The 18,810-nt window shown below is 49.7% G+C and carries 16 protein-coding genes; 8 read left to right on the top strand and 8 right to left on the bottom strand.

The window, feature by feature from the left end:
- The first annotated feature begins 5 nt into the window (after positions 1-5).
- The 4 genes from TY03_RS01330 to TY03_RS01345 all read left to right on the top strand — a co-directional run bounded on the left by TY03_RS01330 (position 6) and on the right by TY03_RS01345 (position 4,821).
- Positions 6-1,325 carry a glucoamylase family protein gene (locus tag TY03_RS01330; RefSeq protein ID WP_042366628.1) on the top strand — a complete coding sequence of 440 codons (1,320 nt, stop codon included), beginning with the start codon at positions 6-8 and terminating at the stop codon, positions 1,323-1,325.
- A gap of 21 nt (positions 1,326-1,346) precedes the next feature.
- A complete protein-coding gene (locus TY03_RS01335) occupies positions 1,347-2,201 on the top strand; it encodes an endonuclease/exonuclease/phosphatase family protein (RefSeq protein WP_042366631.1) in 855 nt (284 codons plus the stop codon).
- 79 nt (positions 2,202-2,280) lie between these two features.
- On the top strand, positions 2,281-4,014 hold the full coding sequence (locus TY03_RS01340) for a family 43 glycosylhydrolase (RefSeq protein WP_042366632.1): 1,734 nt from the start codon (positions 2,281-2,283) through the stop codon (positions 4,012-4,014).
- A 39-nt stretch (positions 4,015-4,053) separates the two neighbouring features.
- The gene (locus TY03_RS01345; protein ID WP_042366636.1) at positions 4,054-4,821 is read left to right on the top strand and encodes a carboxylesterase family protein; all 768 of its coding nucleotides are present in this window, start codon (positions 4,054-4,056) and stop codon (positions 4,819-4,821) included.
- 134 nt (positions 4,822-4,955) lie between these two features.
- Here the strand turns inward: TY03_RS01345 and TY03_RS01350 are convergent, their stop codons facing one another.
- From TY03_RS01350 to rpoN, 5 genes are read right to left on the bottom strand one after another with little or no spacing between them, the layout of a single operon-like run.
- Positions 4,956-6,800, bottom strand: coding sequence for a 4-hydroxy-3-methylbut-2-en-1-yl diphosphate synthase (locus tag TY03_RS01350; RefSeq protein ID WP_042366638.1), 1,845 nt, complete (start codon positions 6,798-6,800; stop codon positions 4,956-4,958).
- Positions 6,801-7,307, bottom strand: coding sequence for a 5-(carboxyamino)imidazole ribonucleotide mutase (gene purE, locus TY03_RS01355; RefSeq protein ID WP_042366639.1), 507 nt, complete (start codon positions 7,305-7,307; stop codon positions 6,801-6,803).
- Positions 7,308-7,345: 38 nt separating this feature from the next.
- Positions 7,346-7,726 carry a glycine cleavage system protein GcvH gene (gene gcvH / locus TY03_RS01360; RefSeq protein WP_042366641.1) on the bottom strand — a complete coding sequence of 127 codons (381 nt, stop codon included), beginning with the start codon at positions 7,724-7,726 and terminating at the stop codon, positions 7,346-7,348.
- A gap of 30 nt (positions 7,727-7,756) precedes the next feature.
- The gene (locus TY03_RS01365; protein ID WP_042366643.1) at positions 7,757-8,446 is read right to left on the bottom strand and encodes a phosphatase PAP2 family protein; all 690 of its coding nucleotides are present in this window, start codon (positions 8,444-8,446) and stop codon (positions 7,757-7,759) included.
- 30 nt (positions 8,447-8,476) lie between these two features.
- Positions 8,477-9,958 (bottom strand): RNA polymerase factor sigma-54, encoded by a 1,482-nt coding sequence (gene rpoN, locus TY03_RS01370; RefSeq protein ID WP_042366645.1) that lies wholly within the window; start codon positions 9,956-9,958, stop codon positions 8,477-8,479.
- Positions 9,959-10,095: 137 nt separating this feature from the next.
- Between rpoN and TY03_RS01375 the strand changes: the two genes are divergently transcribed.
- The 3 genes from TY03_RS01375 (at position 10,096) to TY03_RS01385 (ending at position 13,238) form a co-directional block, all read left to right on the top strand.
- The gene (locus TY03_RS01375; RefSeq protein WP_042366647.1) at positions 10,096-11,469 is read left to right on the top strand and encodes an aminopeptidase P family protein; all 1,374 of its coding nucleotides are present in this window, start codon (positions 10,096-10,098) and stop codon (positions 11,467-11,469) included.
- A 3-nt stretch (positions 11,470-11,472) separates the two neighbouring features.
- Positions 11,473-12,372 (top strand): DMT family transporter, encoded by a 900-nt coding sequence (locus TY03_RS01380; RefSeq protein WP_042366650.1) that lies wholly within the window; start codon positions 11,473-11,475, stop codon positions 12,370-12,372.
- Between the two features lie 260 nt (positions 12,373-12,632).
- Complete coding sequence (locus TY03_RS01385; protein WP_042366652.1) at positions 12,633-13,238, top strand: HU family DNA-binding protein; 606 nt, start codon at positions 12,633-12,635, stop codon at positions 13,236-13,238.
- A 75-nt stretch (positions 13,239-13,313) separates the two neighbouring features.
- Here the strand turns inward: TY03_RS01385 and TY03_RS01390 are convergent, their stop codons facing one another.
- The gene (locus tag TY03_RS01390; RefSeq protein WP_042366654.1) at positions 13,314-14,855 is read right to left on the bottom strand and encodes a sensor histidine kinase; all 1,542 of its coding nucleotides are present in this window, start codon (positions 14,853-14,855) and stop codon (positions 13,314-13,316) included.
- Between the two features lie 123 nt (positions 14,856-14,978).
- Entirely contained in the window at positions 14,979-16,652 is a 1,674-nt protein-coding gene (locus TY03_RS01395) for a nucleoside kinase (protein ID WP_042366656.1), read from the bottom strand.
- An 83-nt stretch (positions 16,653-16,735) separates the two neighbouring features.
- On the opposite strand from TY03_RS01395, the gene TY03_RS01400 reads away from it, so the two are divergent.
- Entirely contained in the window at positions 16,736-18,427 is a 1,692-nt protein-coding gene (locus TY03_RS01400) for a Na/Pi cotransporter family protein (RefSeq protein ID WP_042366659.1), read from the top strand.
- 112 nt (positions 18,428-18,539) lie between these two features.
- Here TY03_RS01400 and rd read toward each other — a convergent pair whose 3' ends face one another.
- Positions 18,540-18,701: a rubredoxin gene (rd, locus tag TY03_RS01405; protein WP_042366661.1), complete on the bottom strand. Its 162-nt coding sequence runs from the start codon at positions 18,699-18,701 to the stop codon at positions 18,540-18,542.
- Between the last annotated feature and the right edge of the window lie 109 nt (positions 18,702-18,810).

Raw genomic sequence — 18,810 nt, forward strand, 5'->3', positions numbered from 1 at the left:
GTATCATGAAACATACACTCATTTTATTCTTTTTTATTCTCGCTTCTGCCTGTACGGCAGAAGCGAGTTTGCCATCTACCGCTCCTAACAAGCCAAAGCTTTCGGATGATGACCTGATGACACTCGTACAGAAACAGACCTTTCGCTATTTTTGGGACTATGCCCACCCTGTATCGGGTTTAGCGCGCGAACGCAGCAACGGTAGCGATGAGATCGTAACCATCGGTGGTTCCGGCTTTGGGGTTATGGCTATCATCGTTGGGGTAGAGAGAGGTTTTATCACCCGTCAGCAGGGAGCCGAACGTCTGCTCAAGATCGTGAAATTCCTTCATAGCAAGGAGACCGACAGCTATCATGGCTTTTGGGCGCACTGGATCAACGGAACAACCGGCAAAACCATCCCTTTCAGTCGCAAAGACGATGGAGCCGATCTGGTCGAGTCGGCTTTTATGTTCGAGGGGCTGTTGGCCGCTCAGCAGTACTTCACACAAGACAATCCTGCCGAGAATCAGGTGCGGGGGCTCATTCAAGCCCTTTGGCGCGAAGCCGAGTGGGATTGGTTCACCAAAGGAGGCGAAGAGGTACTCTACTGGCACTGGTCGCCCAATAATGGTTTTGCCATGAACCACCAGATCAAAGGACACAATGAATGTCACATCACCTATATTCTTGCTGCGGCATCACCCACCTATGGAGTTAAAGAATCGGTTTATCACAAGGGTTGGGCCAACTCAAATGTTTTCAAAAATGGCAAGGAGTATTATGGAATTTCCTTACCTTTGGGCACAGAGTTCGGTGGACCTCTTTTCTTTACTCACTATTCGTATATGGGACTTGATCCACGCGGATTGAAAGATCGCTATGCCGATTACGAGGAACAGATGAAAGCACATACGCTCATTAACCGTGCTTATTGTATCGATAACCCGAAGAAGTTCAAAGGGTATAGCGATAAGTGTTGGGGTTTGACAGCGAGCGACGGCGATCAAGGCTATTCGGCACACTGTCCGCAAAACGACCGGGGTGTCATTACCCCCACGGCGGCACTTTCTTCGATTCCTTACGCTCCCGAGCATTCGATGAAAGCCATGCGCTACTTCTATGAAGAGCTGGGCGACCGTCTTTGGGGTGAGTATGGTTTCAAAGATGCCTTCAATCTGGGACAAAACTGGTTTGCTCCCTCTTACCTGGCTATCGACCAAGGTCCTATCGTGGTGATGATCGAGAACTATCGCAGTGGATTGATTTGGAAACTCTTTATGAGTCACCCCGATGTGCAGAATGGATTAAAGAAGTTAGGCTTCACCTCGCCCCATATCAATTGATTCATTAAAAGAACTACCACCATGAAAAATAACTTTTTAATTAGTCTCTTATTAGTAGGTAGCCTGTTTGCCACCTCTTGCACCAATCCCAAAGAAGCAGCCTTGAAGGTCATGACTTTCAATATCCGCTTAGACCATGCGGGCGATAGCTTGAACAATTGGCAATACCGCAAAGATAATGCCGCGCAAATGATAACTTACTATGCTCCAGATGTGTTGGGTATGCAGGAGGTCGTGCATAACCAATTGGTCGACCTGAAAGATCGCTTGCCTCAATACACTGCCTTAGGGGTAGGACGTGCCGATGGCAAAGAGGCGGGTGAGTACAGTTCCCTCTTTTACAAAACAGAACGCTTCGACCTGTTGAAAGAAGGAACGTACGGGCTCAGCGAAACTCCCGACCGGATAGGTGTGAAGGGATGGGATGCTGCCTGCGAACGTATTGTGACCTGGGCCATACTGAAAGACAAAGAAAGCGGTAAAGAACTGGCTGTGTTTAATACGCACTTCGACCACATGGGCGAGGTGGCCCGCCGCGAAAGTGCCAAACTGCTATTGGCCAAAGCACAGGAGATTGCCGGTAAGCTGCCTGTTATTGTAACAGGCGACTTTAACAGTACGCCCGATTCGGAACCGATCCGGCTCATCGCCGATGGCGGACTCAAAGATACCCGTATGCTTGCTCCCGTAGTTTACGGTCCTGCCTGGACTTTCCACGACTTCGGTCGTATTCCGTTGGAGAAACGTACACTGATTGATTATATTTTCGTAAGCGAAGGAGTAGAGACCGTCGATTATCGGGTGATTCAGGATATCCCCGATGGCGGCTATCTTTCCGATCATACCCCCGTAGAGGCCAACTTGATTATTCGCTGAACCTAACGTCGGGCTTTTGTGTTTAACAATGCTGTGATACAAGAGTATCAGACTAAAAAATAACTAATACCTTTTCAGGATGAACTTACAACGAACGCTTACCTTGTTAGTAGCCTCTTTCATCGTTTCGGCTACCCTGTTGGCGCAGAGTATGCGTCAGGATACTTACTGTAATCCGCTTAATATCGATTACACGTATATGATTTATGACTCTTCGCGCGATATCTCTTACCGGTCGGGAGCCGATCCTGCCGTGGTGGAGTTTCGGGGCGAGTACTATATGTTTGTGACCCGTTCGCATGGTTACTGGCATTCGAAAGATTTGCTTCATTGGGACTTTGTAAATCCGGGCAAGAATTGGTATCCGCAAGGATGCAACGCTCCGGCGGCTCATAATTACAAAGATTCGGTTTTGTATGTGCTGGGCGATCCCTCGGGCGCTTCGAGCATACTTTATACCGACAACCCCAAAAGCGGGAACTGGGAGGCGACCCCTGCCATTCTGGGCGATCTGCAAGATCCCGCGCTCTTTATTGATGACGACGGCAAAGCCTATATGTTCTGGGGCTCCTCAAACACTTACCCCATTCGGGGCATGGAGCTTGATAAGAACCACCGCTTCACCAAGAAAGGCGAAACGGTACCACTCTTTAACCTCGATATGCCCAAGCATGGTTGGGAACGTTTTGGCGAGAACCATTCGGATACCATTCTGGGCGGATACATGGAAGGCCCTTGGCTTACCAAGCACAACGGAAAGTATTATATGCAATACGGTGCTCCCGGCACTGAGTTCAATGTATATGCCGATGGTGTGTACGTAGCCGATAGCCCTCTGGGTTCTTATACGTATCAGAAGCACAATCCGGTATCGTACAAACCCGGCGGCTTTATGAACGGAGCCGGACACGGAAGTACCGTTGTAGGTCCCGGTGGGCAGTACTGGCACTTTGCTTCGATGGCTCTTTCGATCAATGTCAACTGGGAGCGTCGTCTCTGTATGTTCCCTGCCGGATTCGACAAAGAGGGGTTGATGTATGTCGATACCCGTTTTGGCGATTACCCCCGCTATGCCCCCGGGGTTCCTCAGAAGGCAGGACAGTTTCGCGGATGGATGCTTCTTTCGTATCAGAAACCGGTGACGGCTTCGACTACAGAAGGCACCTTTGCTCCTGCCGCATTGACCGATGAACTGAATAAATCGTTCTGGCTCGCTGCCGCTAATGACGAAAAGCAATGGGTGATGATCGATCTGGAAACTCCGGCCTCGGCTTGTGCCATTCAGGTGAACTATCACGACTATCAAAGCAATATGTATGGTCGTCTGCCCAATTTGCATCATCGCTATACGATTGAAGGTTCTCTCGACGGACAGAACTGGACTACCCTGGTCGACCGCAAAAGCAGCTATAAGGATACTCCCAACGACTACGTGGAGTTGGCCGTTCCTACTACAGTGCGTTACGTGCGCTACCGCAATATCGATGTGCCTACGCCCAACCTTGCCATCTCCGAGCTTCGTGTATTCGGTTTGGGCTTAGGCAAAGCACCTGCCGCGCCCAAAAAGCTGACCATAGACCGCAAGGCAGATCGTCGTGATGTTCAACTCACTTGGACACCCGTCAAAGGAGCGCAAGGCTACAATGTTTTGTGGGGCATCGCTCCCGATAAGTTGTACAGCTCGTGGATGGTATATGGCAATAACGAACTCTTTATGAAGTCGCTCACCGTCGATCAAGATTATTACTTTTGCGTAGAAGCATTCAATGAAAATGGTGTATCTTTACGCTCGGCAGTTATTCACGTTCACTAACCAAGCTAATTCAGTACGTTCACTAACACGCAAACTAATATGAAGAAGTTACTAACCCTTTTTGCTCTGCTGCTGCTTACCGCCTCGGTAGTAGCGCAACAAGGCTATGAGAAGAAAGTATTCGTCTCTCCGCAAGGCGACTCGTTGCAGTACCGCTTGCTTCGTCCCGAAGGGCAGAAGTCCGGAAAGAAATACCCGCTGGTGCTCTTTCTGCACGGTGCAGGAGAGCGCGGCAGCGACAACGAGAAGCAGCTTACACATGGTGGGCAGATGTTTCTTAATCCGGTCAACCGAGAGAAGCATCCCGCTTTTGTGCTTGCTCCGCAATGTCCCGAAAGTGGTTACTGGGCGTATCACGCACGCCCTACTTCCTTTGTTCCGGCAGAGATGCCTTTGAATGAACCCATCACCCCGATTTTCAAAACCCTCAAGGAATTGCTCGATACCTATCTGGCACTGCCGGAGGTCGACAAGAAAAGGGTCTACATCATCGGTCTTTCCATGGGGGGCATGGGTACGTATGATATGGCTATTCGCTACCCCGAGGTTTTTGCCGCTGCCGTACCTATCTGCGGAACGGTCAACCCCGCACGGTTGAAGCAAGCTAAGTCGGTTAACTTCCGTATCTTTCACGGTGATGCCGACAATGTAGTTCCGGTCGAAGGCTCGCGCGAAGCCTACAAAGCCCTCAAACAAGTAGGAGCCAAGGTCGAATACATCGAATTCCCCGGTTGCAACCACGGTAGCTGGACACCTGCCTTCGGTACGCCCGATTTCATGGAGTGGCTCTTTAAGCAGAAGAAGTAAGCCCATAGCCACGCATTATTACATAAAGCAGCGTCCCACAGAGTTTATCGGTTTGTAAACTCTGTGGGACGCTCTCATTTGTCATTAGTGCTATCCGCTTCGATCAGCAGAAACACTTGTTGCCCGGCAAGGGGCTACTTCTCTTCGTAATCTCCATTCGCTTTGATTAGCTCAATGAGTTTCTCTACCGCTTCCGCTTCGGGGATGTTCTTTTCAACGCACTCCTTCCGTTTGTACAGGCTGATTTTGCCTCTGCCTGCTCCTACATAACCGTAATCGGCGTCTGCCATTTCGCCCGGTCCGTTGACGATGCACCCCATAATTCCTATCTTTAGTCCTTTGAGATGCGATGTCGCTGCTTTCACACGGGCAATGGTGCTTTGTAGATTAAATAAGGTACGTCCGCAACCGGGACACGAGATGTATTCCGTTTTCGACGTACGCACCCGTCCGGCTTGCAGGATGCCGAAGGCGGTTGCATCGATCACGGCATGGCTCAGCGTACCTTGATTCAGGAGGTAGATACCATCGCACAACCCGTCGAAGATCAGTGCACCTGTATCGGCGGCCGATTTGATTTGTAGTTCTTCGGCTTCGTTCTCGGCATAATGCTGGAAGATGACGATTGGGTTTTTCAATCCATCCTCCATCAGTTGATGCGCCAAGGCACGGTGCTCACCTACACGGTTGAGGTGGTTGCTTTGCGAGATCACGACCACTTCGGGATGCCGTTGCAAACACGCCAATACCTCGTCGGTGAGTGCTGTATATGGCATGAAGAGGAACTTCAGCTCCGACTGGCAAGCATCGATCAAGGATAATTGTTGGTAGTTGAAGGCAGGCCAGGTATTGGCTGCCTGTGTCCACACATCGGCATCTACGATGTATTGCATATCCGGTGTTTCGGGTTGTGTGGGCAGTTCGCGTCCGGCATAAATATAGTCTGGGGTAAACTGCGGATCAACCTCGCTGCGTCCGTCCATGCGGTCGGCTATGACTACGGGCAGCTGTTCGCCGCCAATGTTGCGCACCGCGGTTGTTACGCGGCGTGTCGGCGAAAGGTAATGAAACTCTGCTGCCGGCATACCCGGAATGAAAGGATGCTCTGTTCGCTGTGCGATGTAATCGACCAGTTTGCGTGCTACCGGAATTTCCAGTTCGGGCTCTTCGCTGAGTGACACCCGGATGGTGTCGCCCAATCCGTCGGACAGTAATGCGCCGATGCCCAGAGCCGACTTGATGCGTCCGTCTTCTCCATCGCCCGCTTCGGTTACACCTAGATGCAGCGGGAAGTGCATACCTTCTTGCTCCATCACCGATACGAGCAGGCGAACGGTTCTCACCATCACCACCGTATTCGATGCTTTGATCGAGATCACCACCTGATCGAATCCCTCGGCTACGCAAATGCGCAGGAACTCCATGCACGACTCAACCATGCCTTCGGGCGTATCGCCATAACGAGACAGGATGCGATCGGACAGTGAGCCGTGGTTCACGCCGATACGGATGGCGGTGCGGTTCTCTTTGCAGATGTTCAGAAACGGTACAAACCGATCGTGTATCTTCTGCAACTCTGCCGCATACTCTTCGTCGGTGTAGCTCAGTTCCTTAAAGGTGCGTGCCGCATCCACGTAGTTTCCCGGGTTGATGCGTACCTTCTCGGCATACCGTGCAGCCACATCGGCTACTTTGGGGTTGAAGTGCACATCGGCTACCAAGGGAACCATATAGCCGCTTTTGCGCAAACCGATGTTGATATGCATCAGGTTCTCGGCTTCTTTGATGCCCTGAGTCGTGAGGCGCACGTACTCTCCGCCGGCGTCGACAATCCGTTTGGCTTGTGCCACGCAGGCGTCTGTATCCTGTGTCGACGTATTGGTCATCGACTGGATACGAATGGCGTTGGGGCCGCCCAACGGAGCAGCCCCAACCATTACTTCTGATGTCTCCCGGCGGGAGTAGTTGAATAGATCCATTTAGTTCGTCTTAAAGTCGTACTTAATTGCTTTCAACTCTTCGTTTGCTTGTACAATTTTCTTCTTCAGACTCTCCTTGTAAGTAACAAACTTGGCTTCCAATGCTTTGTCTTCCAGTGCCAGCATCTGCACGGCAAGGATAGCGGCATTGAGCGCACCATTGATGCCGACTGTGGCCACGGGGATACCCGGAGGCATTTGTACGATAGCCAGCAGTGCATCCATTCCGTCGAGCGACGACTTTATGGGCACTCCGATCACCGGCAGCGGAGTCGATGCGGCAATCACACCCGGAAGGTGGGCAGCCATGCCTGCGGCGGCAATTATTACTTTAATGCCACGTGTGTGGGCATTTTTGGCAAACTCTTCCACAGCCTCGGGCGTGCGGTGAGCCGAAAGAGCGTTCATTTCGAACGGTACTTGCAAATCATTGAGCAGTTGTGCAGCCTTCTCCATAACCGGAAGGTCGGATGTGCTACCCATAATGATACTTACAATTGGAGTCATGATTAAATATTATTTAAATACTGAATAGGGTACATCTGTTAGCCGTTAACCACCGCTCTGTATGTCTCGGCATCGAGCAGGTTGTCCATATCGGCTACATCGGCAGGTTTCAACTTGATGAGCCAGCCTTCGCCATACGGGTCTTTGTTTACCAACTCGGGGTTATCCTCGAGTGCCTCGTTCTGGTCGAGTATCTCGCCGGCAATAGGCAGAAACAGATCGGAGATGGTTTTCACTACCTCGATGGTTCCGAACACCTCGTCGGCTGCCAGTTCTTCGCCTACGGTGGGTATGTCGACAAAGACAATATCGCCTAGTTGTTCTTGTGCATAGTCAGTGATGCCTACATACGCTACATCGCCTTCGAGGCGAATCCATTCGTGTTCTTTAGTGTACTTTACATTTTGTGGAAAATTCATGATAATTAGTTTTTAGGGTTTATACTTTATTTAAAATAGAAATATTCGGAACAAACTGTTGCTGATAACCGGATGCAATACCAGTATGGCACAGGCAAAGCCCACGGCGAAACCGCAGAGCACCTCGCCCAGTGTATGGTGGCGCAGAATGATGCGGGCCGAACCCAGCACTCCGGCTATCAAGATAAAAATGCATAGCCACCACACGGGGTTGTAGCCGAACAGAGAGCTGAACGATAGCAATCCGCCCACGATGCCTCCCATACCTGCCATGTGTTCGCTCAGCTTCCACTTCAGGTTCACCACAATACAGATGATTTGCATGATGAGTGCAGCAAAAATGATGCCCGTCATATACCATGGAATGTTGAGGCGATGCATCATCAGCAGGCAGAAGATATACGAGGTGATGGTCAGTATAAAGGGTATATACCGCTTTTTACGGTCGCTCAGGTCGTGCGGAGCAAAGCCATTGATCTTGCGAAACAAGAAGATGGTGACCGTCGGCATCAGAATTGTGAAACAATACACAATGCCCAGCACAATCAGCTTGTAAGCCATCGGCATGATGCGTAGATAGGAGAATAAGAACAAGACCAGGAAAGCCAGAAACGGGATGGAGAACGGTGTCAATATCCCCGAAATGATTCTGGCTGTGCGTATCATCGTTCTGTCGGCAATGATATGATGCTCTATTTTTCTTTCTGTTACCTCACTCATAATTGGTTATGGATCATTCGTTATGTATCGTCATCTCCGCAGCCGCGCCACGGGGATGTTTAACTGTTGTCTGTACTTGGCTATGGTGCGCCGGGCTATCGGATACCCCTTTTCTTTGAGTATATCGGCCAGTTCATCGTCGGTGAGGGGTTTCTTCTTGTTCTCGCTGTCGATGCACTCTTTGAGTATTTTGCGTATCTCGCGTACCGAGAGCTCCTCGCCATCCTCGGTGGTGTAGCCGTCGCTGAAGAAATACTTCAGGGGGTAGATCCCGAAGTTGGTCTGCACGTATTTACTGTTGCTCACGCGCGAGATGGTCGATATGTCGAGCCCCGTGCGTTCGGCCACATCTTTCAGGATCATGGGGCGCAGCAGCGATTCGTCTCCTTCGGTAAAGAAAGGGCGTTGCAGGTCGATGATGGCTTGCATGGTGGTCATCAGTGTATTCTGCCGTTGCTTCACGGCATCGATAAATCCTTGCGCCGCATCCATCTTCTGTTTGAGAAACATCATTGCCTCGCGTGACTCTTTCGACTGGTTCGCCCGGTTGCGGGTATGCTCCTCGACCATTTCGGTAAAGTCTCGACTCATGCGCAGCTCGGGCACGTTGCGGTTGTTGAGGTTGATGTTGATGCTGCCGTCGTCGTACGTATCGACCAGAAAGTCGGGCACGATCTGTTGCAGGTTTCGTCCGATGGCTTCGCCCAGCGAAGCACCCGGGCGCGGGTTTAGCTTGGTGATCTCTTCGATGGCCTCGGCCAGACACTCTTCGTCGATATTGAGTTTGCGGGCTATCTTGTCCCAGTGTTTGCGGGTGAACTCCTCGTAACACTCGGTGATGATCTGCTCTTCGAGCACGAGCAACACGTTGAGCTTGCCCGGTTTCCACTTGCGACGGATCTGTATGAGCAGACATTCCTGCAGGTTGCGTGCACCCAGTCCGGGCGGATCGAAGTCTTGAATGATCTTCAAGGCCTCTTCCAGCTCCTCTTCGGTAGCATTGATGCCGACGTAGATGGCGAGCTCATCGCTGATACTTTCGAGGGATTTGCGCAGCAACCCATCGTCGTCGAGCGAGCCGATAAGGTATTCTGTCAGTTCCAGTTGGTGCTCGGTGAGGTTGCGCTCGTGCAGTTGTTCGCGCAAGAATTCGTAGAACGAGGTAGCGTCCGAGAAAGGAATCTCCTCGGCCTGCTCGCCCCGCGAACGGTTGTTCTCCTGCAATTTATAGTCGGGGATGTCGTCTTCGGACAGGTAATCGCCCAGCGAATCGTATTCGTTGGGGTCGGTTTCCGTACTGTTATCAGCGGTGTCGCCCTCGGCATAATCGTCGGCGGCGCTCTCATCGCGCCCCTCTTCGAGGGCGGGGTTTTCTAACAGTTCGGCGTGTATGCGGTCTTCCAATTCAACGGCAGGGAGCTCCAGCAACTTCACTACCAGAATCTGCTGGGGTGAGAGCGTCTGAATTTGCTGCTGCGCCTGCGATTGTATTTGACGTGAACCTTGTGCCATTGGTTTCTGCTTTTACGTTGTTTATCGCTACAAAAGTAACTTTTTAACGACAGATTACATTGATTAGACCAATAATTTTTATTTGTATAACACTAAATTCGCTATCTTTGTTGCACTAACTTAAAATATAGAACGTTATGTTTGGTAAAGAGACGTATGTGCAGCGCAGAGCCCTGCTGAAGAAAAAAGTGGGTTCCGGAGTGTTGTTGTTTCTGGGCAACGATGAGTGTGGATTGAATTATGGAGACAATACCTTCCGCTATCGGCAGGATTCGAGTTTCCTGTATTACTTCGGTCTTTCCTTTGCCGGCCTTTCGGCTATTATCGATATTGACGAAGACAAAGAGATTATTTTCGGTGATGAACTCAGCATCGACCACATCGTATGGATGGGTACGCAGCCCACGCTAAAGGAAAAGAGCGAGCGGGTAGGCGTGACGCACACCCTGCCCTCGGCTGATATCGTGAACTACCTGCACAAAGCCGTAAGCAAAGGACAAACGGTGCACTACCTGCCTCCTTACCGTGCCGAGCATAAGCTGAAGCTGATGGACTGGTTGGGCATAGCCCCTGCTGCACAGGTGGCTTCGGTTCCATTTATTCGCGCCATTGTAGACCAACGTAACCATAAGTCGGCCGAAGAGATTGTCGAGATCGAAAAGGCGTGCGACATTACCGCCGATATGCACCTGACGGCAATCAAAATGATCCGTCCGGGTATGCGCGAGTGTGAAGTGGCTGCCGCCATCGAAGCCGTGGCACTGGCTGCGGGAGGCGATTTGTCGTTTGCCACCATCGCTACGGTGAACGGACAGACGCTGCACAACCACTATCATGGCAACACAGTGAAGTCGGGCGACCTCTTCCTGATCGATGCCGGAGCCGAAACAGCCATGGGCTATGCCGGCGATATGTCGTCGACCGTTCCTGCCGACCGAACCTTTACCGCCCGTCAACGCGAAATATACCAACTCCAGAACGCCATGCATCTGGCCTCGGTCGAAGCCCTTCGTCCGGGAGTTCCCTTTGTCGATGTGTACGATCTCTCGGCACGCGTCATGGTCGAGGGTCTCAAAGACCTCGGATTGATGAAAGGTGATGCGACCGATGCCGTACGCGAGGGCGCACACGCCATGTTCTATCCCTGCGGACTGGGGCATATGATGGGACTCGACGTGCACGATATGGAGAACCTCGGCGAGCAATGGGTCGGCTACAACGGTCAGCCCAAGAGCACCCAGTTCGGCCGCAAGTCGCTTCGTCTGGGCATGCCGCTCGAACCGGGTTTCGTGCTCACCATCGAGCCGGGCATCTACTTCATCCCCGAACTGATCGACCTATGGAAAGGACAGAACAAGTTCACCGACTTCATCAACTACGAGAAGCTCGAAACGTATCGTACCTTCGGAGGCATTCGTAACGAAGAGGATTACCTCATCACCGAGACCGGAGCCCGTCGTTTGGGTAAGAAGATTCCGTTAACCCCCGAAGAGGTAGAAGCCTTGCGATAACTCATGACAGACAATTCCAAAGCAACCGTCTATGCCGGCATCGCCGTGTTGAGCTGGTCGACGGTTGCTACCGCTTTTAAGATATCTCTCACCCATCTCACTCATTTCGAGATGTTGCTGGTGGCAAGCTGTACGGCTTTGTGCCTGTTTATACTCCTGCTCACCGTTCAACGAAAGTGGACGCTGGTGCGCGCCCTCCCTGCCCGGCAGTGGAGGCGTTTCGCACTCATCGGTCTGCTCAATCCCGTTGCTTATTATCTGGTGCTGTTCAAAGCCTATGCCCTCTTGCCGGCACAGGTGGCACAACCTATTAACTATGCGTGGCCCATTGTGCTGCTCATCCTGCTGGCTCTCTTTGCGCGGCAGCCCATCCCGCGGATGAAGTACATCGGTATGTTCATCTCGCTTGCCGGAGTGGCACTCATCTCTTTCGGCTCGGGTAGCATGGCGGGTAGCACTGTGTCGGTAACCGGTCTGTTGCTTGCCGCACTGAGTGCCTTTTTGTGGGCTGCTTATTGGATGGTCAATAATAAGAACCGAACGGTCGATGGCAGTGTAACCCTCTTTATGAGCTTCCTCTTCGGCACCCTCTATCTCGTGGCGGGTGCTTGCGTGGTGGGAGTCAACATCTCTACCCTGCCCGGTATTCTTTCGGGTATGTACGTGGGCGCTTTCGAGATAGGCGTTCCGTTTATCTTCTTCGGTCTGGCCATGAGAAAAACCACCAATCCCGCGTTGGTCAACCAGATGTGCTATCTCTCGCCGTTCCTCTCGCTTTTCCTTATCGCTGTGGTGCTGGACGAACAGATTGTAACGACTACCTACATCGGTTTGGCACTTATTGTAACGGGTATCGTGTTTAACGAATACCTTGTACGCCCTGTTATCAAAGCCGCGCGCTGATTCTTTGGGCAAGAGACTCCTCTTTAAAACGCGAAAACATACCCCTTTCGCTTGTTTTTCAATACTTTATTGTGTAACTTTGGTGCTCAGATAAAGCTATTCTCACCTAGGTGAGAAGGTCTCCCCACCCGGGTGGGGAAGTCTTCTCACCCGGGTGGGGATAATTACCCACCTTGGTGAGAAAGCTATTATGCGGCGACCATTGAGCAACTTTCTGCCGAGGAAACACCCGATTGTAAACCATCTAATACAGTAAAGCTATGCCTATTCGATTTGAGTGGTACGAAAACCCCACAACCCCCGACCAAGAGGAAGAGATTAAACATTATCATGCACGTCCTACGCTCAACGGGCGGGTCGACACGACACAACTTGCCCAGCAAATTCAGGGGCGTTGCTCGCTCACGAAGGTGGATGTAGCTGCGGTTCTCGACGCCTTGTCGGCTGTTGTGGCGGAGCACTTGCAGGAAGGAAAGCGCGTGCATCTCGATGGACTGGGCTATTTTCACATCTCTCTGGCAGTAGACGGAGAAGTGGAGGCGCAGACCAAGCGGCGCAATACGAAGGTGAGGATGAAAGCGGTGAAGTTTCGTGCCGACAGTAAGCTGAAAGAGAATATCGGAATCATCGAAGTGGAGCATACCAAATACGGTGCACACTCCCGGCGGCTTAGCAACGAGGAGATTCGGGTACGGTTGGCGAAGTATTTCTCTGAACGGAAGGTAATGACTCGAAGCGACTTTCAAGCCTGTTGTGGCATGACGCGTAATACCGCCACCCGGCACATTCTTCGCTTGCGTCAGGAGGGTGTATTGAAGAATATCGGTACGCGCATGCAGCCCATCTACGTTCCGGGCGAGGGGTGAAGTGTATGGAAACGAATACGGGCGTAAGCCGTTAAGCATACGCCCGTAGAAAATTGTATAGACTATCTTGAACCGTTAAGCGTGCAGCTCGAGTATAAAGCGGCTTCCTTTCGTATAGCCGGTATCGAGCGTTAGGCTACCGTTCATCTTGGTAGCGATGAGCGCGCAAATCGGAAGTCCCAGCCCATCGCCCTGTGTAAGGTCCTTGATCGTGGCAAAGGGTTTGAAGAGGTTCTCCTGTTGCTCGGCGGGGATGCCCACACCCGTATCGGTTACGATGAATTGGTGTGTATGAGCACCTCGCTTCTTAAAGTCGAGGATGATTTTTCCTTCTTTCGTATATTCGGCAGCGTTTTTGAGCAGGTGTGTCAAGATGCGTTCAAGCTGTTCGGGGTTGGTTTTTACTTGTAGCTTGGGTGCATTGATGGTGACGCTAACCTCGGGGGCGATAACTGTCTTGTGCTTCTCTACCAACTCTTCGCAGAAGGTGCTGATGTTGTTGATGGTGGTCATCTCATAGCCTTCGGCAAGCGAACTTTCCAGCGAAGAGAGCTCTTGTATGTGGTTGCTGAATCCTCTGAGCGCATCGACCTGCGCCAGCATCGGTTCGGCTCCGGGCAGTTGACGGGCAGAGGCGGTCAGTGTGTTGAGCGTCGGTTCCATCTGTGCCGATATGTTGCGGATGAACTGGGATTTAAGTTCGTTGCGCTCGTTGGCTATCCGGATACTCTGCTTCTGTTTGCGAACGGTGGCGATGAAGCGCAGCAACAAAATGCCCAGAAAGGCCAGTGCGGCAATCAGAATTACCGCCAAGATGCAGAGTGCGATGATGATGTACTGTTTGCCCGCCAGTGAGTCGTCTTTCTCTTGAATGATTTGCCGGCTTTCGTTGTGCTGGCGTTTGAGTACGTTTACCTCGTCTTGTGCGGTGAGCGATTTTACAGAGTCGGTCCACACGATAAACTGCTCGTATGTGCGCCCCACCAAGGCGGCGTTGTTTGCTTTGCGGGCAATGGATATGAGTTTCTTATAGCACTCGTTGACTTTTTCGTAGTTCTTCTCCTTTTTATATTGTGCGATCAGCTTATTAAAGCAAGCGTCGCCCTCGGTATTCTGTCCGAAGGAATAGTAATAGCTGGCCTGTGTGTACAGTAAGTCTTCATTGAGCGTGCTGCTGCCTGCTTGGCGAGCGAGCTCTTCAAGGGCTTTGAGTTGTACGTTGGCTTGTGCCGGGTTTTTGAGTTTGATGTACATCTGCAATCGCTCTTTGGCGATAGGGAAGCGAAGGTCGTAGAGCTTCTTCTGCTGTTTGACCTCACCGGCCAAGACCACCGCCTCTGCGGCTCGGCAGATGTCGAAAGCCTCTTTGTAATAATTCTCGCGATGATAAAGTGCACTCACATTCATTCCACACTCTACCGCATGCTTGTAGTTGTCCTGCGCGGCAAAAGCTCCGTAGGCTTGCATGAATAGGTAACGTGCTTTGACGTATTCCTTCTGTTCCAAACTGCTTTGTGCCTGCTTCATAAGCTCTTCGGCTCTGTTGGTTGTGCCCTGAGCATTGCATACTGTACTGAAACAGAGAATGATGGTAATGATTAATGTAGTAAGTTTCATCTTGTTAGATTTTATAGGATACAAATTTAACTAATTATCAGAATATCGACAAATATTCTGATAAAAAACATGGGCAGATAACTAAATAGTTATCTTTAGGTTCGATGTGGCTGTTTGCGGCTTTTAATAAACAAAACTGCTGCCGCCCAAAAACTCGCGTAGGAGCGAGGTGGGTGGGATTTCTTTGTCTTGTACCGGGATGAAATACTTAATGAATTTCTGTAGTCGGTAAGCCTCACAATACTCCGGACAGTTGCGTGCAACGCCAGTAAGAATGGGTTCGGCATGTGCCCGTAGCACGGCAAACTCAAACAGTAAGGCCGAGTTGAACATCACATCTGCATTCTCTTGATAGGGGAATATCCATTTGTCTTCGCCGGCGCGTACGCTTGGCCACCGCGAGATAGTCTCCTGAGCCGAATATCCGCGGTAATTGAAATCACGGATGATGCGTCGCAGCAGGCGGTTGTCGGTCGTGGGTATCCAGTTGTGATCGTCGAGCGAGATGGTGGTAAGTGCCGATACGTATATCTTGAACTTCTGATCGTTGGATATCTGTGGTGTTAACTCGGGGTTCAGGGCATGAATACCTTCGAGAATCAGAATGGTATGCTCGCTGATTTTAAGTTTATCGCCTTTATACTCTTTCTTGCCCAATGTAAAGTTGTAGCGTGGAATCTCTACCTCTTCGCCCCGAAGGAGTGCTTGCAGGTGTTCGTTGAATAACTCCAGGTCGAGCGCGTAAAGCGATTCATAATCGTAATCTCCGTTTTCATCGCGCGGGGTCTCCGAACGGTCTACAAAGTAATTGTCGAGCGAGATGGGGTAAGGTCGCAGTCCATTGGTCATCAGTTGAATGGAGAGACGTTTGCTAAAGGTTGTTTTGCCCGACGAAGAGGGACCGGAGATCAAGACTAACTTTACTCGCTCTTCGTTTTCGCCTCGCATGAAAATGGTATCGGCTATCTGTGCGATTTTCTTTTCCTGCAATGCTTCGGCTACGTTAATCAAGTCAGTGGCATGACCGGCTTCGCAGGCCTGGTTGAAATCGCCTGCATTGTTCACGCCCATAATGTAGCTCCAGTTTAAATATTCCTTAAACACATCGAGCATTTTCTCTTGTTTCACTACTTCTTCGAGGCGGGTAGGGTCTTCCTTGCTGGGAATGCGCAGCAACAAGCCGTCATAGTACTTTACAAGGTCGAATACTTTGATGAAACCTGTACTTGGCAGTAGATTGCCATAATAATAATCGACCGTATCGCCCAATGTATAGTAATAGGTGTAAAGTGATCCGGAGGTCTCGAGCAGCTTTACCTTATCTTTCATACCGTGCTCACTAAAGATGCGTACTGCTTCGGTTGTATGACACTCGGTGCGTAGATACGGAATGTCTTGATCTACGATTTCGTGCATGCGCTTTTTGATCGCTGTTATGTCTTCGAGCGTGACGGGGCGTCCCAAACGGAGGTTGCAGAAGTAACCCTTCGATATGGGGTGCTCGACAAAGAGTTTTCCATCGGGAAATAGTTCGTTGATTGCTTTGAAAAGAACGAAACAAAGTGAACGTACATACGTGCGCATACCGGAAGAATCTCTTACATCTAGAAACTCTACGTCCTTGTTGTTGTAGACGCGGTAGGTAAGCCCCTCTGATCGATTATTGACTTTGGCGCTAACTACCGGATAAGGGAAATTAAGATTTAAACCGTAATAAATATCCAAAAGTGAGCTGCCGATAGGAAATTCTCTATAAATATTATTATTTTTGCAATAAATTTGTAACATCTGTTTCATTCTGGCTTTTTATAGGGTGAATAAGGTTCGCTAAATATAGGTATAATCAATCAGAGAACAAATAACTATTAATATAATTATAGATGGAATATTCTTTTTATGATTTTTTAAAGCTCATCGGTTCATTAGGGCTTTTCCTTTACGGAATGAAAATAATGAGCGAGGGCTTGCAAAAAATCGCGGGTGATAGACTACGAAGTATTCTGACAGCTATGACCACCAACCGAGTGACGGGAGTTTTAACAGGAGTGTTGATTACCGCCCTCATTCAGTCCTCTTCGGCAACCACCGTGATGGTGGTTAGTTTTGTAAATGCAGGGTTGCTTACCTTAGTTCAGTCAATCAGCGTTATCATGGGTGCCAATATCGGAACCACGGTGACGGCTTGGATCATCTCCGTGTTTGGCTTCAAGGTCGATATGGCTGCTTTCGCCCTTCCCCTACTGGCCTTTGCGCTTCCGCTTATCTTCTCGGGTAAGAGTCAGCGTAAGTCGATTGGCGAATTTTTGTTTGGTTTCTCATTTCTGTTCATGGGGCTTTCGTTCTTGAAGTCGAATGCACCCGACCTGAACGCGAATCCCGAGATGCTTGCTTTTGTGCAGAACTATACGGATATGGGTTTCTTCTCCGTCCTGTTGTTCCTCTTTATCGGTACGGTTCTTACGATGATTGTGCAGGCATCGGCTGCAACAATGGCCATCACACTGATTATGTGTGCCAACGGATGGATCAGTCTCGAGCTGGGAGCGGCATTGGTGCTGGGCGAGAACATCGGTACGACCATCACGGCCAACTTAGCCGCTATTACCGCCAACTCTCAAGCCAAACGAGCGGCACTGGCGCACTTTGTGTTCAACGTTTTTGGAGTGATATGGGTACTTCTTATCTTCCACCCATTTATGGAGTTTGTCAATTGGGTGGTCGACACCTTCTTCTATCCGGGTAGTGCCGAAGTGGCGATTTCATATAAGTTATCCGCCTTCCACTCTATCTTTAATATCTGTAATGTTTGCTTGCTTATCTGGGGCGTGAAGCTTATTGAGCGTACTGTTTGTGCCATTATTCATCCCAAGGAAGAGGATGAAGAGCCTCGCTTACGTTTCATTACGGGTGGTATGTTGTCGACCGCCGAGCTTTCTATCCTACAGGCACGTAAGGAGATTCACCTCTTTGCCGAGCGTATTCATCGTATGTTTGGTATGGTGCAGGATTTGCTTCATACCGAGAAGGATGACGACTTCAATAAACTGTTCAGCCGTATAGAGAAGTACGAAAATATCAGCGATAACATGGAGTTGGAGATTGCTAACTACCTTAATCAAGTGTCTGAAGGACGTTTAAGCTCGGAAAGTAAATTGCAGATACGTGGCATGTTGCGTGAAGTGACTGAAATTGAAAGCATTGGCGATAGCTGCTACAACCTGGCACGAACCATTGATCGCAAGCATCAAAACAACCAAGACTTTACGGAGAAGCAATACGAGCATATTCACTTCATGATGAAGCTGACCAATGATGCACTTTCGCAGATGATCGTAACGCTCGAAAAACCCGAACATCAAATGGCAGACGTCAATAAATCGTTCAATCTGGAAAAGGAAATCAACAACTATCGCAATCAGTTGAAGAACCAGAACATTCTCGATGTGAATAATAAAGAATACGATTATCAGATGGGTGTACACTACATGGATATTATTGTTGAGTGTGAAAAGCTAGGCGACTACGTGGTTAATGTGGTCGAGGCGAGCAGTGATATCAGAGAGCGTAAGTAGAAGTTCTCTTGCATAAATGTAAATACGTTAAATGGCTAATGATCAATTGGAAATAAGCAGATTTGCACTTTCCGATTAATCATTAGCCATCTCTTTTGATGAGCCTTGTGGATTAGTCTATATACGGCTCAAAATCTTCTTTACCTACACCACAAAGTGGGCAAACCCAATCATTGGGAATGTCTTCAAACGGTGTGCCAGGTTCAATATCACTTTCGGGATCGCCTAATGCCGGGTCGTAAACATAATCGCAGACAGTGCAAATGTACTTCATAATGCTTATTTTAATATATTGTTTTTTATTATAACACAAGTATATACTTTTTTGTTCGGGCTTTTTCTTTTTTAAAGAGAAAGAATTATCTTTGCAATGCTTAATTCAG

Source organism: Bacteroides neonati, from assembly GCF_000499785.1.
Taxonomy (GTDB): domain Bacteria; phylum Bacteroidota; class Bacteroidia; order Bacteroidales; family Bacteroidaceae; genus Bacteroides; species Bacteroides neonati.

Bases quoted from the DNA above. Each gene is read 5' to 3' on its own strand.
- TY03_RS01385 (WP_042366652.1), top strand. From the start codon at position 12,633: ATGCCTATTCGATTTGAGTGGTACGAAAACCCCACAACCCCCGACCAA.
- gcvH (WP_042366641.1), bottom strand. From the start codon at position 7,726: ATGAATTTTCCACAAAATGTAAAGTACACTAAAGAACACGAATGGATT.
- TY03_RS01340 (WP_042366632.1), top strand. From the start codon at position 2,281: ATGAACTTACAACGAACGCTTACCTTGTTAGTAGCCTCTTTCATCGTT.
- TY03_RS01395 (WP_042366656.1), bottom strand. From the start codon at position 16,652: ATGAAACAGATGTTACAAATTTATTGCAAAAATAATAATATTTATAGA.
- rpoN (WP_042366645.1), bottom strand. From the start codon at position 9,958: ATGGCACAAGGTTCACGTCAAATACAATCGCAGGCGCAGCAGCAAATT.
- TY03_RS01345 (WP_042366636.1), top strand. From the start codon at position 4,054: ATGAAGAAGTTACTAACCCTTTTTGCTCTGCTGCTGCTTACCGCCTCG.
- TY03_RS01330 (WP_042366628.1), top strand. From the start codon at position 6: ATGAAACATACACTCATTTTATTCTTTTTTATTCTCGCTTCTGCCTGT.
- TY03_RS01400 (WP_042366659.1), top strand. From the start codon at position 16,736: ATGGAATATTCTTTTTATGATTTTTTAAAGCTCATCGGTTCATTAGGG.
- rd (WP_042366661.1), bottom strand. From the start codon at position 18,701: ATGAAGTACATTTGCACTGTCTGCGATTATGTTTACGACCCGGCATTA.
- TY03_RS01350 (WP_042366638.1), bottom strand. From the start codon at position 6,800: ATGGATCTATTCAACTACTCCCGCCGGGAGACATCAGAAGTAATGGTT.
- purE (WP_042366639.1), bottom strand. From the start codon at position 7,307: ATGACTCCAATTGTAAGTATCATTATGGGTAGCACATCCGACCTTCCG.
- TY03_RS01390 (WP_042366654.1), bottom strand. From the start codon at position 14,855: ATGAAACTTACTACATTAATCATTACCATCATTCTCTGTTTCAGTACA.
- TY03_RS01365 (WP_042366643.1), bottom strand. From the start codon at position 8,446: ATGAGTGAGGTAACAGAAAGAAAAATAGAGCATCATATCATTGCCGAC.
- TY03_RS01380 (WP_042366650.1), top strand. From the start codon at position 11,473: ATGACAGACAATTCCAAAGCAACCGTCTATGCCGGCATCGCCGTGTTG.
- TY03_RS01375 (WP_042366647.1), top strand. From the start codon at position 10,096: ATGTTTGGTAAAGAGACGTATGTGCAGCGCAGAGCCCTGCTGAAGAAA.
- TY03_RS01335 (WP_042366631.1), top strand. From the start codon at position 1,347: ATGAAAAATAACTTTTTAATTAGTCTCTTATTAGTAGGTAGCCTGTTT.